This is a genomic window from Halomonas sp. YLB-10, from assembly GCF_003856855.1.
Lineage (GTDB): Bacteria > Pseudomonadota > Gammaproteobacteria > Pseudomonadales > Halomonadaceae > Halomonas > Halomonas litopenaei.
Window position 1 is genome coordinate 273,974 of record NZ_RRCU01000007.1, and the last position, 13,782, is coordinate 287,755.

Here is a 13,782-nt window from a genome sequence, read left to right on the forward strand (position 1 = left end):
AGATTGGCATGGCGCAGGTCAGCGGACTGCCGCCATGGACTCATGGTGCATCAACCCTTGAAAGCCGCCAAACAGACAGCCGGCCAGGCACAAAGCACCCCGAACTTCTGTTTGACAAACCAGCTCCTCCAATTAATATCTAACAGATAGTTATTAAAAGAAACCCTGATCATGATCAACAAAAACACTGACAACACACCCGCCAGCCTGCGCAAGGCCCACCGAGGCCTGTTTCTGTCCGACATCCAGATGAGTCCGGGCATCTCTCGGGCAGAGCTGGCACGTCGGCAGGGATTTTCCGAGATGGCTGCCACCCGCATCGTGCGGGAACTGGTGGCGGCAGGAATCGTCGAGGAATTCAGCGTCGACACCCCGAAGAAGTCCGTCGGCCGCCCCAAGACCGGCCTGCGCATCGTCAAGGACGGCATCTTCGCCGGCGGCATCACGGTGTCGGCCTACCATTCCGAGGTATCGATCTGCGATGCCAACGGCTCCCCCGTCGCCCGCGCCCATCTCGACGATCCCCCCCTTGCCGACGTGGCAGAGACCGCAAAGTTCTACGCCAGAGCGTTGCACGATCTGATCATCGCGTCCGGGATCGACCAGGACCGCATGGTCGGTGTCGGGGTCTCTCTGTCGGCCCGCACCCAGCCGGAAGAAGGCCGAATCGTCAAATCGGAATATTTTGGCTGGGGGGGAGACGACGGGCGCTTCTGCCGTGAGATTCGAGCCCTGACCAACCTGCCGGTCGAGGTCGAGAATATCTCGAATTCACTGGCGATCGCCGAGATGCGGTTCGGCGCCGCCCGGGATATTTCGGACTTCACACTCATCCACGCCGCCACCTTCGTCGGCGCCAGCGTGGTTTCCGATCATCGCCTGGTGCGAGGCGCATCCGAGGTATCGGGGCTGATCGGTCATTTTCGCGCCCAGACGCGTCCGCTCGAATGCGTCTGTGGCAGAAACGATTGCCTCAACCTGTCGGCCACCGGCTTCGGCCTGCTGTCGCAGTTGGGCAAGCTCGATCATCAGCGATTCGATCGCTCCAGGCTGTCCTACTACGCCACCTCACTGCTGGCCGCGCTGGAAGACGGCAAAGCCGATGCCCTGGTCCAGCAGGCCGGGGCACAACTGGCACCGGCGCTTGACTGCATCGTGAAATTGCTCGGCCCGCAAAGGGTGATCCTGAGCGGCCATCTCGGCACCAACGAGACCTACTACTCGGCGGTCGAGACGGCACTGAGAAACGACTTCGACTACGGCACGGATTCGGACTTCGAACTGACCAAAGGCACCTTCTCGTCCGGCGACGCAGCGGCGCTGCTGGCGCTGCATGTCTTCTGCTACTCCAACCGGCTTGACTACCAGCGCTTTGCCTAGCGCGCCACCGAAACGGGAGGGTCTTTCCCATGGCTGACAGCGTACAACAAAGGTGTTTGACCAGCGTGATCGCCATGGCGGCGGTCGGTCTGATCGGACTGACACTCTATACCGCCTACTTCGGGGTCTTCCCCGATGGCATCCAGCGCAGCGCGCATCTGCTGATGGTCATGGTGATGGTGTTCGCCATGGCCCTGATCGGCACCGAGTCTGACGCGGGAGCGCGCGCGCCTGTCGGTATTGGGGCACGCCTGTGGATCCTGGCCGCCTTGGCAGGGGCAGTCCTCGCCACCGGCCACCAGCTTTTCAATTTCGACGCGATCAACAGCCGCTATGGGGCGATCACCTCCTACGAGATCGTGTTCGGCGTCATCCTCATCGTTGCGCTGTTCGATGCCTGCCGGCGCACCATCGGCTGGCCGATCGTCATTCTCGCTTCCGTCTTTCTCGCCTATGGCTTGCTCGGTGCCTATCTGCCGGAGCCGCTTGGCCACCGGGGGTATTCGGTCAAACGGGTGATCTCGCAGATCTATCTGGGTGGTGGCGGCATCTTCAGTACGCCACTCGGGGTCAGCGCCACCTTCGTCACCGGTGTCGTGGTGCTCGGCGCCTTGCTGGAGAAAACCGGCGCGGGTCAGGTCATGATGGACTTCGCCACCGCACTGACCGGCAAGATGCGAGGTGGGCCAGCCAAGGCCGCCGTGGTCGGCTCGAGCCTGATGGGCATGATCTCCGGCACCGCCGTGGCAAACGTCCTGACAACCGGACCGATTTCGATCCCCTTGATGCAGAAGAGCGGCTATCGCAAGGAAGCCGCCGGCGCCATCGAGGCCGTGGCCTCGACCGGGGGCCAGTTGATGCCGCCGGTGATGGGTGCGGCGGCCTTCATCATGGCGGAGTTCACCAACACCTCCTACCTCGTCATCGCCAAGGCCGCCTTCCTCCCCGCCGTGATCTTCTACGCGGTGCTGCTGGCGATGGTCCATTTCGAGGCGGCGCGGCGCAATATCCCGGTGCAGCACGTGGCCGGCACCGTGACCAACTGGCGCAGGATCCTGAAGCACTCCTACCTGCTGCTTCCCCTGCCGGTTTTCGTGAGCATGCTGCTCAACGGCTATTCCATCATGCTCTCGTCCTTCTGGGCGATCATTGCCTCGTCACTGATCAGCTATCTTGACCGGGCGACGGCGCTGACACCTCGCCGTCTCGTCGACACCTGCCTGGCGGCGGCCCAGGCCGTCATCCCGGTGGCGCTGGCCTGCGCCGTGGCGGGGGTGATCATCGGCATCATCACCCTGACCGGCATCGGGCTGAAGTTCTCGAGCCTGGTGGTGATGCTATCGGGTGGCTCCCTGCCCCTGGCGCTGGTACTGACGATGCTCACCTGCATCATCCTCGGCATGGGCCTGCCGACCGCCGCCGCCTATATCCTGGTCGCCACCCTGGTCGCCCCCGCCCTGGTCGACCTGGGCGTCGGTCTGCTGGCGGCTCATCTGTTCGTGCTGTACTCGGCCATGCTGTCGTCGATCACGCCACCGGTGGCACTGGCTGCCTATGCGGCGGCCTCAATCGCCAAGGGCAACCCTCTCAAGATCGCGGTCCTGGCCTGCCAGTTCGGCATGGCGGCCTTCGCCGTGCCCTACTTCTTCGTCTACGACCCGGCAATCCTGGGCATCGATGTGACCGTGCCCCAGGTGGTGCTGTCGTTCATCACCGCCATCGCCGGCGGGATCTGCGCCAGCGCCGCTATGCTGGGCCACTTCAGCCGGCGCCTGCGCCTGTTCGAACGCCTGGCATTTGCCTTGACCGCCACCCTTTTCATGAACTCCGACTGGCGCTTCGACCTGGCCGCGCTGGTCCTCCTTGCAGCACTCGTCGTCTGGCTCATGCGCAGCACCCTCCCGGCGACGGAGACAGAAAGCACGACCGGGACCGCCCCGGCTTCAACAACAACTAAGGAAACCTCCCATGAAAAACACTCTTAAAGGTGCGCTTGCCGCATCCTGTCTACTGGTGCTTCCAGTCGCGGCCAAGGCCAGTGACTACCTGTCCATCGGTTCCTGCCCGGTACCCTGCACCGCCTATACCTGGGCCGCCGGCGTCGCCGACGTCATCAACAGGAACGTCGAAGGGGTGCAGGCCACCGCCGAGGAAACCAAGGGCTACATCGCCAACATCCGGCTGATGCAGAACGGAGAGATGGAAGCCTCGCTGGCGACCTCACTGTCGGCCTATGAAGCCTACACCGCCACCGGCAACTACGAGGGCACGGAGCCCGGCAAGATCATGGCCTGGATGTCGATCGCTCCGGTCGCCATGCACATCCTCACCGTCGAGGGCAGCAGCGTGAATACGCTCGAGGACCTCAAGGGCAAACGCGTCGGCATGGGCCAGCCCGGCGGGACCTCGATGCTGGATGCCGACCTGCTGATGGAACGTATCGCCGGCGGGGACTATGAGCCCTTCCGTGTGCGCCTTGGCGACATGACCGACATGCTGAGCGACGGCAACATCGACGCCGCCCTGTGGAACGGCTCCTTCCCGTTGCCTCCGGTCATCCAGCTCGCGGCCCAGCGCGACCTCAAGCTGATCCCGGTAGCAGACGATTTCTTCGAAGCGCTGCACGCGGACTACCCGCCCTACTACCGCCTGTCGATCCCCGCCGACACCTATGACGGCGTGACGGAGGACACGCGCACCTATGGCCTGGCCAATGGCCTGGTGATCTCGTCAGACGTGCCCGAAGAGCAGGTCTATCAGATGACCAAGGCGGTGTTCGAGAACCTCGATGACCTGGCCGGCATGCATCCAGCCTTTGCCGCGATGTCGGCAGACACGGTGCTGAACGGGTTCGGCTCGCCGCTGCATCCGGGGGCCCTTCGCTACTACCGCGAAGTCGGCATCCCCGGGATCGAGGAGTTCGTCGCCCGCACCAGCGACGACTGAGCCACCCCCACACAGGAACCAGCGGGGCACCACCCGGGTGCCCCGGTGGCAGACGGCAACAGGAGCTACATCATGTCTCGACCCAATATCCTGGTCATCCAGGCGGACCAGATGACCGCGCTGTGTCTTTCCGCTTACGGCAAGCCCTACGCGATCACCCCGAATATCGACAAGATCGCCAGAAAGGGCACGACCTTCACCAACAGCTATTGCAACAACCCGGTCTGCGGCCCTTCACGCGCCTCGATGATGACCGGACGTCTGCCCTCGGATGTGGGAGTGTTCGATAACGGCGCCGAATTCCTCGCCTCCGAACCGACCTACGCGCACTACATGCGAAAGCTCGGCTACAAGACCACCCTCGCGGGCAAGATGCACTTCGTCGGGCCAGACCAGCTGCATGGCTTCGAAGAGCGACTGACCACCGACATCTATCCCTCCGACTTTGCCTGGACCGCCGACTGGGATCAGACCGACGAACCCTACGCGCCGTCGCACATGAGCCTGCTCAGTGTGGTCGAGGCCGGGTACTGCCAGCGCAACCTGCAGATCGACTACGACGAAGAGGTGTTCAACGCCGCCAAGCAGGAAATGTTCGATCACGCCAGATCGACGGATGACCGCCCCTTCCTGCTGCATGTGTCCTTTACCCAGCCCCACAACCCCTTCGTCGCGGACAAGAAATACTGGGACATGTACGAGGGTGTCGACATTCCCGAGCCGGAGGTGGCGCACATCCCCTACGAGCAGCGCGACCCCTGGTCGCAGCGCTACTACCTCACCATCCGCCAGGACGAATTCGACATCACCCCGCAGCAGCTCTACAACTCGCGCCGCGCCTACTTCGCCATGGTCACCCATCTCGACACCTTGATCGGCGAGTTGATGGAAACCCTGGAGCGGATCGGGGAGCTCGACAACACCTATATCTTCATCACCTCCGACCACGGCGAAATGCTCGGCGAGCGCGGCATGTGGTACAAGTTCAATCCCTTTGAGGCATCGATCCGTGTCCCCCTGATCGCACAGGGTCCTGGGTTCAAGGCGGGTCACCGCGAAGAGGCGCTCGCCTCGCTCGTCGACCTCCTGCCCACCTTCACCGATATCGCCAGCGGTGGCGGCTTCGACGATTTCGTCGCGCCCTATGACGGACGCAGCCTGCTGCGCCTGCCAAAGCGCGGCAGTGCCGAGGACAGAATCTTCATCGAGTTCAATGGTGAAGGGCTCTACGCCCCGGCGCTGATCATGATCAAGGGCCACCTCAAGCTGGTCCATAGCCGCACCGACCCCAAGATGCTCTGCGATCTGACAGCCGACCCACAGGAGCTGAACAATCTGGCAGAAGATCCGGCCTATCAGCAGGTGATCGAGGAGATGTTTGCCGAGATGCAGACCCGCTGGGACGAGGACGATCTCGACCGACGCATCCGCGCATCCCAGCGCAAACGGATCTTTGTTCAGGAGGCGATGAAGCATGGCCGCTTCCCCTACTGGGACTTTGGCCCTGCCTACGATCCCGCCAAGGTCTATGTGCGCGGTGGCACCGATCCCAGCACCACAGCCACCAAGCAACGTGCCAGATTCCCCTTTGTTCCGGTGACGCCTCCGGAGAAACCCCGCCACCCCAGGTCCACGAACCAGGGATAAGAGCAACGGCGCACGCCGCACGGTCAGACCGTCATACAGTCAGACGGCAAGGCACGACCAGAAACACGAAAAAAAGGGCGCCCCATCGGGGCGCCCAAGGTCGTTAGTCGAGTCGAGCCCGAAGGCCTTCGTCAACCACCGGGAGCGGGGTCGCTCAATCACCCGGTGTGGTGTGGCCGGTCTGAACCTCCATGCGCTTTCTCAGGATCGGGCCGACGATGTACGGCAGGATCAGGCCGAGACCGGCGAACAGCCACAGGCCGATCGCCAGGCCGCTGTCCCACAGGATCGTCCAGTCGCCGTCGGAGATGTCCATGGCGTGGCGCAGGTTCTTCTCCATCTCCGGGCCAAGCAGCAGACCCAGGATCACCGGCACCAGCGGGATCTCGAGCTTCCTGAGGATGTAGCCACCGACCCCGAAGGCCACCATGAAGTACAGATCAAAGGTGGTGTTGGAGATCGAGTAGATGCCGACGAAGGCCACCATGGTGACGATCGGCAACAGGTACATCGGCGGCACCGACAGCAGCTTGACGAAGATACCGACCAGCGGAATGTTGAGCACCAGCAGCAGGAAGTTGCCGATCAACAGCGCCGCGATCACCCCCCACACGATGTCCGCGTTCTGGGTGAACATCAGCGGACCAGGGGTGATATTCAGCGAGATCAGCAGCGCCAGCAGCACCGCGGTGGTGCCGCTGCCCGGGACGCCCAGGGTCAGCATGGGCACCAGGGCACCGCTGGAGGCGCCGTTGTTGCCGGCCTCGGGGCCAGCCACGCCGCGCGGGTCACCTTCACCGAAGTAGCCCTTCTTGCCGATCACCTTCTTCTCGAGGGTATAGCCGATAAAGCTGCCCAGCGAAGCACCGGCCCCCGGCAGTACGCCGGCGATAAAGCCGAGGATGCCGCCACGGATGCTCGAGGGCATGATGCCCTTGATGTCGGCCCAGGAAAGCTTGAGCTTGTTGACCTTGATGGTCTTCTTGCCCTTGCCGGCACGGTCCTCGATAAAGAACAGAAGCTCCGAGATGGCGAACAGGCCGACGATGGCGATGATGAAGTCGACACCCTCGTAAAGTTCGAGCACCTGGAAGGTGTAGCGCTGCACCCCGGTATTGTCGATACCGATGGTCGCGATCATCAGACCGATGCAGGCGGCCACCACGGTCTTCATCGGGTTCTTGCCGGTGATACCGCCAAGGGTCGCGAAGGCCAGCAGGAACAGCGCGAAGTATTCCGCAGGACCAAAGGTCAGGGCGAAATCGGCCAGGATCGGCGCCAGCAGGATCAGGCCCACGGTGGCGATCAGGCTGCCCATGAAGGAAGCTATGGCGGAGATCGCCAGGGCCTCGGCGGCCTTGCCCTTCTGGGCCATCGGATAGCCGTCGAGGCAGGTCATCATGGCCGGCTCGTCACCGGGAATATTCAACAGAATCGACGAGATACGCCCGCCGTACATGGCGCCAGCGTAGACCGCAGTGAGCATGATCAGGGCGGTCTCGGGCTTGAGCCCAAGGGTAAAGGCCAGCGGGATCAGGATCGCCACACCGTTGGCCGGGCCGAGTCCGGGCAGCGCGCCGATCAGGGTGCCGAGAAAGGCGCCCAGCAGCGCAAACATCAGGTTATGCGGGGCGAGCGCCACCCCGAAGCCATCGATCAGGTAGCCAAGGGTTTCCATCAGCCCACCTCCAGGAAGGACAGCACACCCAGGGGCAGGGGCAGGTCCAGCGCAAAGTTGAAGATCAGAAATACCACCACGCCGGAAATACCGCCGACGATGAAGGCCTTGACCGGCGGCGCGCCCATGCGCCAGCACAGGGTGCCCACCGCCAGCAGGGTCGCCAGGATGAAGCCGAGCGGCTGCAGCAGGGCCGCGTAGAGCACCAGCACCACCAAGGCGATGATCAGCTCGACGCCGGTGCGGCTCCAGGGCCAGGCATTGTCAGGATCCGGGCGCACCACCATGTACAGGCTGGACAGCCCCAGCACGACGGCCAGCAGGTAGGGGAAGGTTTCGGGGCCTACCGCCTCGGCCCCGCCAAAGGGTTCGGGAAACTGGGTGGCGCCCCAGCCGTACGCGACGGCCAGGACGATCATCAAGACCCCGAATACGCGGTCGTTGAACATGCTCATTGCTGGATCAGTCCGATATCTTTGGAGAGCTGGTTGATGTCGGCGATCTGCTCCTTGACGAAGGTCTCGAACTCACCGGCGCTCATGTGGAACGGCATCAGGCCGTTGCTTTCCATGACGTCCTTCCACTCCTGGCTCTCGTAGATGGTGTCCATGGCGTCGACCCAGTACTGCTTGGCGTCTTCAGGAATATCCGCCGGCATGTAGAAGCCGCGCCAGTTCGGACCCACGGCGTCGATGCCCTGCTCCTTGGCGGTGGGGATCTCGCTGAACTCGCCCGGCAGACGCTCCTCGGACAGCACCGCCACCACGCGCAGGTCACCGGACTCCATGAAACCCTGGGCCTCGGTGATGTCACCGGTGAAGGCGTCCACGTGGCCGCCGACCACCTGGGTCATGGCCTCGCCGCCGTTGTTGTAGGACAGGTAGGGGATCCTCGGCAGGTTCTCGACGCCGGCAGCCTGAGCCGCGATCAGCACCTTGAGGTGATCCCAGCCGCCCTTGGCGCTGCCACCGGCGAACTTCACCGCACGCGGGTCTTCCTTGATGGCGTCCATGATGGCGTTGAGGTCCTGGTACTCGCTGTCGGCGCTGACCGCGATGACCCCATAGTCCGCCCCCAGGGCGCCGACCCAGTTGACCATGTCGGCGGTCATTCCCGGGAACTGCCCCTGGGCCAGGCGTGTGGTGGTGGCGGTGGAAGCCGCGACCAGCAGCTGGTCATCACCGGCGCGCTTGCTGACGGTGTGAGCGTAAGCCACGCCACCACCGGCACCGGCCATGTTGACGGTCTGAACACCGCGCGGCACCAGGTCCAGCTCTTCGAGCACGGTACCGACGCTGCGGCAGGTGAAGTCCCAGCCGCCGCCCGGGTCGGCAGGTGCCAGACACTCGACCTTGCCTTCGGGCTCAAAGGCAACGGCAGTGCTGGCTGCACCGGTGATGGCAGCGATGGCGATCAGTTTGACTGGCGTGTTCATGGACATGACGAAGTCCTCTGTTGTTGTCTGCTGACAGGAGGCACGAGCCGACATCCCGTCGCGATTGACGCCGAGACGGCGCCGAGATTTCCACTTGTTGGAAACTGACACCTGGCTTACAATTCTGTAAGGCAGAACGTCGTTCCCTTGGATGGAAAGCTAAGCCCGGATAGCATCCGGGTCAACGCGCGATCGCGTAATTCCGACCAAAGTTGAATGCCAGCGACATCATTCGCTATCACCGACAGGAAGGTTCACATGGCACAGGATCGCGTCGAGGCGGTCGAACGGGCCCTCTCGGTCCTGGAGGTCTTCGATACTCCTCAGGATAGTTTCAGTCTGGCAGAACTGGCCGACGCCACCGGCTTCTACAAGAGCACCCTGCTCAGGCTTCTGGCCTCGCTGGAACGCTTCGACTACACCCAGCGTGGAGAGGATGGCCGCTGGCGCATTGGCGGTGCTCCGGTGCGCCTCGCCCGTCGCCACGCCCCCAGTCGCGATCTCGCGGCACTGATCCAGCCGCTGCTCGACGGCCTGGCGCGACAACTCGGCGACACCGCCAGCCTGCTCGAGGTGACCGCCGGCGTGGTTCACTGTCGCCTGGCCGCCCTGCCCGATCAGAGCCTGCGCCATGACCTTGTTCCCGGCAGCCAGTGGCCCCTTCGAGACACCGACGCTCCGGCGCCGGCCCTTGCGGGAGGCATCATGGTGTGTCGGCGGCTGCCGCTGGAAGGTCGCCACGAACTCTGGCTGGCCCTGTCCGGGCCCGAGGGACGGTTGGACACACACATCGCCGCGACACGGCTCGACGAGGCGGTGACACAGTTGATCGATCAGCGGGACACCCAAGGGAGGCGCGCATGACACTGCTGCTGGTGGAAGACGATCGGCTTCTGGCCGAGACCCTGGTCGATGCCCTCGGCATCGCAGGCCACGAGGTTGTGCATCTCGACAACGGCATCGACGCCCGCGACCGCCTCCAGGGAAATCACCGACTGGACATGGTACTTCTGGATCTGAACCTTCCTGGGCTCGGCGGCCTGGAGGTGCTGGAGGCGTTGAGGCGCCACGACAGCTCGACCCCGGTGCTGATTCTCACCGCTCGCGGCGCGGTAGAAGATCGCGTGCGAGGGCTCGACCTGGGTGCCGATGACTACCTGGCCAAGCCCTTCTCGCTGGAGGAGCTGGAGGCCCGGGTACGCGCCCTGATGCGTCGCCGCGCCCCCTCCGGCCTGATCACCGTTGGCGAACTCAGCTTCGATAGCCTGGCCCAGCGCTTCAGCCTGGGCGACGAGGCGTTGGCACTGCCTCCGCGAGAGCAGCGCCTGCTGGGGTGCCTGATGCGGCACGCCGGCCAGCCGGTGGACAAGGCTACCCTGGTGCGTGAAGCCTTCGGCGAGGAGGAACTCGGCGACAATGCCATCGAGGTCTACGTGCATCGTCTGCGCAAGCGCCTTCAGGGGCATCGAGTGAACCTGCGCACGGTGCGCGGTCTCGGCTACCTGCTGGAAGCACCATGAGCGGGGATTCACTGCATCGCCGACTGTTGACCTGGCTGCTGCTGCCGATGCTGATCGTCGGCTCGGTGGTGCTGTGGCGGGCCTGGCTGGACGCTCGCCAGACCGCCGACCGGGCCTTCGACCGGCTGCTCGACGCCGCCAGTCTGTCGATCGCCGAACAGGCCCAGTGGCAGGACGACCGACTATGGCTCGACCTGCCTCCGGCGGCCCTGGAAATGCTCGCCTCGCGCCACGACGAACGGGTGTTCTATACCTTGGTGGACGCTCGCGGTGAGCGGGTCACCGGCAACGCCGACCTGCCCGGTATCGAAGGCGCCGCCCAGGACGCGAGCGACGTCGTCTATGGCGACGTTGACTACCACGATATGCCTCTGCGCCTCGGGGTGCGCCGCTCTCGGCTTGAGGACTGGCGCCTGCGCGAGCCCTTCGAGATCCGGGTCGCCCACACGCGCGAGGGGCGCGACGCGCTCAGCGGCGAGCTGTTTCGCCAGAGCCTCGCCTACCTGCTGGCGGTGGCGGTGCTGTCGGTGGCCGCCCTGCTGATCGCCATTCGCCTGGCGCTGGCACCGCTGACACGACTGCGACGCCAGATACGCACCCGTGATCCGCGCACCCTGGCACCGCTGGAATTGCCGCTGCCGCGAGAGCTGGCCGAGCTGCGTGACACCGTCAACGAGCTGCTGGCACGGATGCGTCGGGTCAAGGCCAACCAGGAACGCTTTATCGGCGACGCCTCGCATCAGCTCCGAACTCCCCTGGCGGGACTTTCCGCCCGGGCCGAACTGGCCCTGCGCCAGGACGACCCCGCCACCTGGCGCTCGGCCCTGGGCGCCATGCAGACCACCAGCCAGAGCGCCTCGCGCCTGGCCATGCAACTGCTGTCACTGACCCGCCTGGACAATCCCGAGTTCCAGCCCGAACTGGCCCCCACCGATCTGGTTCAGGTCGCCCGTGAGGCGGTGATGGCCCATTGGCAACGCTGTCAGCGCGCCGGCGTCGACCTTGGTCTGGAGGCGCCAGAGGCACCGGTGCACGTGCAGGGGCTCGACTGGCAGCTGGGCGAGGCGCTGGCCAATCTGATCGACAACGCCTGCCACTACGGTGCCAGGCACATCACCGTCGAGGTCAGCGCCGACCCGATCGCTCTGGCGGTCGTCGATGACGGCCCAGGCATCCCCCACGAGCGTCGACTGCTGGTACTGCGCCCCTTCCACCGCGGTGAGCACACCAGCGAAGGCTCGGGTCTGGGCCTGGCCATCGTCGACGGCATCGCCCGCACCCACGGCGCTCGACTGAGCCTCGGTGACGCCCGGGAAGCACCACCGCCGGGCCTGCGAGTCAGCCTGCAATTCGGCGAAGGCGTCGACAAGGGATCGACGTCCGCCCCTTCACGGAGCCAGCCATGATATCCCGCACCCTTGCGCTGCCCCCCTGGATGACCGCCGTTGTCACGCTGGTGGCGTCGCTAGCGCTGTGGTCGCTTCTGCCTGATGAGTCCCTGGCGCAATCCATACCCGAGGCCGGGTCCGACTCCCCCCTCGAGGCATACCCGGGGAACGCCTCGCAGCAGCCAGCCTACGATGAGGTCACCTTCGAAGGGACAGGAGAGTCGTCAGATGCGCTGGTGATCCACGCAGCCCTGGATATCCCCTACGCCCTGCCGCTACTCGAGGACTTCCATCGTCGTCATCCGCGCTACACCATCACCTACCGCAACTTCTCGACGCTGGACGTGCATCAGCGCTTTCTCGACGCCCCCGCAGAGGCCGATGTGGTCATCTCGTCGGCCATGCCCTGGCAGTACCTGCTGGTCAACGAGGGTCACGCCCAGAGCATCGACACCGCCATCACCCAGCGCTGGCCGGACACGGCCAAGTGGCGTCAGGAGCTGTTTGCCTTTACCTTCGAACCCATCGTGATGGTGGTCAGCCGCCGCCTCGAGCAGCGCCTCGGCCCCGTCGACAGCCGCGCCGATCTGCTCGGCCTGCTGGCCGAGGCGCGCTCGCCGCTGCAAGGACGCCTGGTCACCTACGACCCCACCTCCAGCGGCGCCGGCTACACCTACGCCATCGAGGAGTCGCGCCTGTCCCCGCGCTACTGGGATCTGGTGGCGGCGCTGGGCAAGGCAGATACCGCCCTGGTGAATACCACCGGCGCCATGCTGGAAGGCCTCAGGCAGGGTCGCTACGACATCGCCTACAACGTGCTGGGCAGCTATGCCCGGGAAAGGATCGCCGATGACCCCGAGCTCAGGCTGGTGATTCCCGACGACTATGCCCTGGTCATTCGACGTCTGGCCTTCGTGCCTCGCCAGGCGCCGCACGCGGGGGCAGCGCGCCGCTTTATCGACTACCTGCTGAGCGCCGACGGCCAAAGGGTCATCGCCGAGGCCGGCGAACTCGGCGCCCTGCACCCCCAGCTGGATGGCCCGGGCACCGCCACCGCCATGCGCCGCGACTACCCTGACGGCCTGAGGCCGATTCCTCTGAGCCCCGGCTTGCTGGCGACCCTCGATGAGTTGAAGCGCACCGCACTGCTCGCCCGCTGGCAGCGCGAATTTCACGATCAGCCGGTCGATACCCGGGCGATCGAGCAGTTCTCGCGGTGACGATGCGCCCTGCTATCGTTGCGCAGACACGACAAGGCCCGCCAGGCAAGCCTGGCGGGCCTTGGTCGATCACCTGCGATCGCACATCTTCGTTTCGACGTACCGATGCTTGTGGCCCCTGTTGGTGCCCCGGGTCAAGCTCCGGGCAGGTAGGTCAGAAGGACCGGCGCGGTGCCGCGCTTGAGCATGCCTAGCTCGCGGGCGGCACGCTTGGACAGGTCGATGACCCGTCCCTGGACGAAGGGGCCGCGGTCATTGATCTCGACCTCGACGCTCTGGCCGGTATCACGACGGGTGACCAGCACCTTGGTACCGAAGGGCAGACTGCGATGGGCGGCGGTCAGCGCCTGCTGGTCGAAGGACTCGCCGCTGGCGGTTCGACGCCCCTGGAAGCGATCGCTGTAGTAGGAAGCCTGGCCGCGCTGGGAAGCAACCTCTCCGTCGTCACGGGCCATTGCCGGCGCGCTCGCAAGCGACGCCATGGCCAGAACAACGGCGGCCGCCCAGGCGGCCATGGTCGATCGACCGGACAACATACGACGCAGAGAAATGGACAACATCATCTTCA

12 protein-coding genes are annotated in these 13,782 nt (G+C 64.7%); 8 read left to right on the forward strand and 4 right to left on the reverse strand.

Annotated features, from left to right (window positions below; all coding sequences use genetic code 11):
* Positions 1 to 171 precede the first annotated feature (171 nt).
* The 4 genes from EBB56_RS16825 (at position 172) to betC (ending at position 5,973) form a co-directional block, all read left to right on the forward strand.
* Positions 172 to 1,380, forward strand: a complete 1,209-nt coding sequence (locus EBB56_RS16825; protein ID WP_045994002.1) for an ROK family transcriptional regulator — start codon at positions 172 to 174, stop codon at positions 1,378 to 1,380.
* 29 nt (positions 1,381 to 1,409) lie between these two features.
* On the forward strand, positions 1,410 to 3,365 hold the full coding sequence (locus EBB56_RS16830; RefSeq protein ID WP_083970539.1) for a TRAP transporter fused permease subunit: 1,956 nt from the start codon (positions 1,410 to 1,412) through the stop codon (positions 3,363 to 3,365).
* Positions 3,349 to 4,326 carry a TAXI family TRAP transporter solute-binding subunit gene (locus tag EBB56_RS16835; RefSeq protein ID WP_083970540.1) on the forward strand — a complete coding sequence of 326 codons (978 nt, stop codon included), beginning with the start codon at positions 3,349 to 3,351 and terminating at the stop codon, positions 4,324 to 4,326. The genes EBB56_RS16830 and EBB56_RS16835 overlap by 17 nt, the downstream gene beginning before the upstream one ends.
* Positions 4,327 to 4,398: 72 nt before the next feature.
* Positions 4,399 to 5,973, forward strand: coding sequence for a choline-sulfatase (gene betC / locus EBB56_RS16840; protein ID WP_124804874.1), 1,575 nt, complete (start codon positions 4,399 to 4,401; stop codon positions 5,971 to 5,973).
* 154 nt (positions 5,974 to 6,127) lie between these two features.
* Here betC and EBB56_RS16845 read toward each other — a convergent pair whose 3' ends face one another.
* Genes EBB56_RS16845 through EBB56_RS16855 form a run of 3 tightly spaced genes read right to left on the reverse strand, consistent with a single transcriptional unit; the run spans position 6,128 to position 9,092 of the window.
* Positions 6,128 to 7,651 (reverse strand): tripartite tricarboxylate transporter permease, encoded by a 1,524-nt coding sequence (locus EBB56_RS16845; RefSeq protein WP_045994005.1) that lies wholly within the window; start codon positions 7,649 to 7,651, stop codon positions 6,128 to 6,130.
* Entirely contained in the window at positions 7,651 to 8,106 is a 456-nt protein-coding gene (locus EBB56_RS16850) for a tripartite tricarboxylate transporter TctB family protein (RefSeq protein ID WP_045994006.1), read from the reverse strand. Before EBB56_RS16850 ends, EBB56_RS16845 begins: the two co-directional genes overlap by 1 nt.
* The gene (locus EBB56_RS16855) at positions 8,103 to 9,092 is read right to left on the reverse strand and encodes a tripartite tricarboxylate transporter substrate binding protein (protein ID WP_045994007.1); all 990 of its coding nucleotides are present in this window, start codon (positions 9,090 to 9,092) and stop codon (positions 8,103 to 8,105) included. Before EBB56_RS16855 ends, EBB56_RS16850 begins: the two co-directional genes overlap by 4 nt.
* Positions 9,093 to 9,344: 252 nt before the next feature.
* On the opposite strand from EBB56_RS16855, the gene EBB56_RS16860 reads away from it, so the two are divergent.
* From EBB56_RS16860 to EBB56_RS16875, 4 genes are read left to right on the forward strand one after another with little or no spacing between them, the layout of a single operon-like run.
* Positions 9,345 to 9,950, forward strand: coding sequence for a helix-turn-helix domain-containing protein (locus tag EBB56_RS16860; protein ID WP_045994008.1), 606 nt, complete (start codon positions 9,345 to 9,347; stop codon positions 9,948 to 9,950).
* On the forward strand, positions 9,947 to 10,606 hold the full coding sequence (locus EBB56_RS16865; RefSeq protein WP_045994009.1) for a response regulator transcription factor: 660 nt from the start codon (positions 9,947 to 9,949) through the stop codon (positions 10,604 to 10,606). Before EBB56_RS16860 ends, EBB56_RS16865 begins: the two co-directional genes overlap by 4 nt.
* Entirely contained in the window at positions 10,603 to 12,012 is a 1,410-nt protein-coding gene (locus EBB56_RS16870; protein WP_108448811.1) for a sensor histidine kinase, read from the forward strand. The genes EBB56_RS16865 and EBB56_RS16870 overlap by 4 nt, the downstream gene beginning before the upstream one ends.
* Positions 12,009 to 13,214: an ABC transporter substrate-binding protein gene (locus EBB56_RS16875; RefSeq protein WP_253028828.1), complete on the forward strand. Its 1,206-nt coding sequence runs from the start codon at positions 12,009 to 12,011 to the stop codon at positions 13,212 to 13,214. Before EBB56_RS16870 ends, EBB56_RS16875 begins: the two co-directional genes overlap by 4 nt.
* Positions 13,215 to 13,348: 134 nt before the next feature.
* Here EBB56_RS16875 and EBB56_RS16880 read toward each other — a convergent pair whose 3' ends face one another.
* On the reverse strand, positions 13,349 to 13,669 hold the full coding sequence (locus EBB56_RS16880; RefSeq protein ID WP_409360217.1) for a septal ring lytic transglycosylase RlpA family protein: 321 nt from the start codon (positions 13,667 to 13,669) through the stop codon (positions 13,349 to 13,351).
* Positions 13,670 to 13,782: the final 113 nt, after the last annotated feature.

What these genes read in the sequence shown, in the direction of transcription:
- EBB56_RS16825 (WP_045994002.1), top strand. Translation starts at nt 172, where the DNA reads ATGATCAACAAAAACACTGACAACACACCCGCCAGCCTGCGCAAGGCC.
- EBB56_RS16830 (WP_083970539.1), top strand. Translation starts at nt 1,410, where the DNA reads ATGGCTGACAGCGTACAACAAAGGTGTTTGACCAGCGTGATCGCCATG.
- EBB56_RS16835 (WP_083970540.1), top strand. Translation starts at nt 3,349, where the DNA reads ATGAAAAACACTCTTAAAGGTGCGCTTGCCGCATCCTGTCTACTGGTG.
- betC (WP_124804874.1), top strand. Translation starts at nt 4,399, where the DNA reads ATGTCTCGACCCAATATCCTGGTCATCCAGGCGGACCAGATGACCGCG.
- EBB56_RS16845 (WP_045994005.1), bottom strand. Translation starts at nt 7,651, where the DNA reads ATGGAAACCCTTGGCTACCTGATCGATGGCTTCGGGGTGGCGCTCGCC.
- EBB56_RS16850 (WP_045994006.1), bottom strand. Translation starts at nt 8,106, where the DNA reads ATGAGCATGTTCAACGACCGCGTATTCGGGGTCTTGATGATCGTCCTG.
- EBB56_RS16855 (WP_045994007.1), bottom strand. Translation starts at nt 9,092, where the DNA reads ATGTCCATGAACACGCCAGTCAAACTGATCGCCATCGCTGCCATCACC.
- EBB56_RS16860 (WP_045994008.1), top strand. Translation starts at nt 9,345, where the DNA reads ATGGCACAGGATCGCGTCGAGGCGGTCGAACGGGCCCTCTCGGTCCTG.
- EBB56_RS16865 (WP_045994009.1), top strand. Translation starts at nt 9,947, where the DNA reads ATGACACTGCTGCTGGTGGAAGACGATCGGCTTCTGGCCGAGACCCTG.
- EBB56_RS16870 (WP_108448811.1), top strand. Translation starts at nt 10,603, where the DNA reads ATGAGCGGGGATTCACTGCATCGCCGACTGTTGACCTGGCTGCTGCTG.
- EBB56_RS16875 (WP_253028828.1), top strand. Translation starts at nt 12,009, where the DNA reads ATGATATCCCGCACCCTTGCGCTGCCCCCCTGGATGACCGCCGTTGTC.
- EBB56_RS16880 (WP_409360217.1), bottom strand. Translation starts at nt 13,669, where the DNA reads ATGGCCCGTGACGACGGAGAGGTTGCTTCCCAGCGCGGCCAGGCTTCC.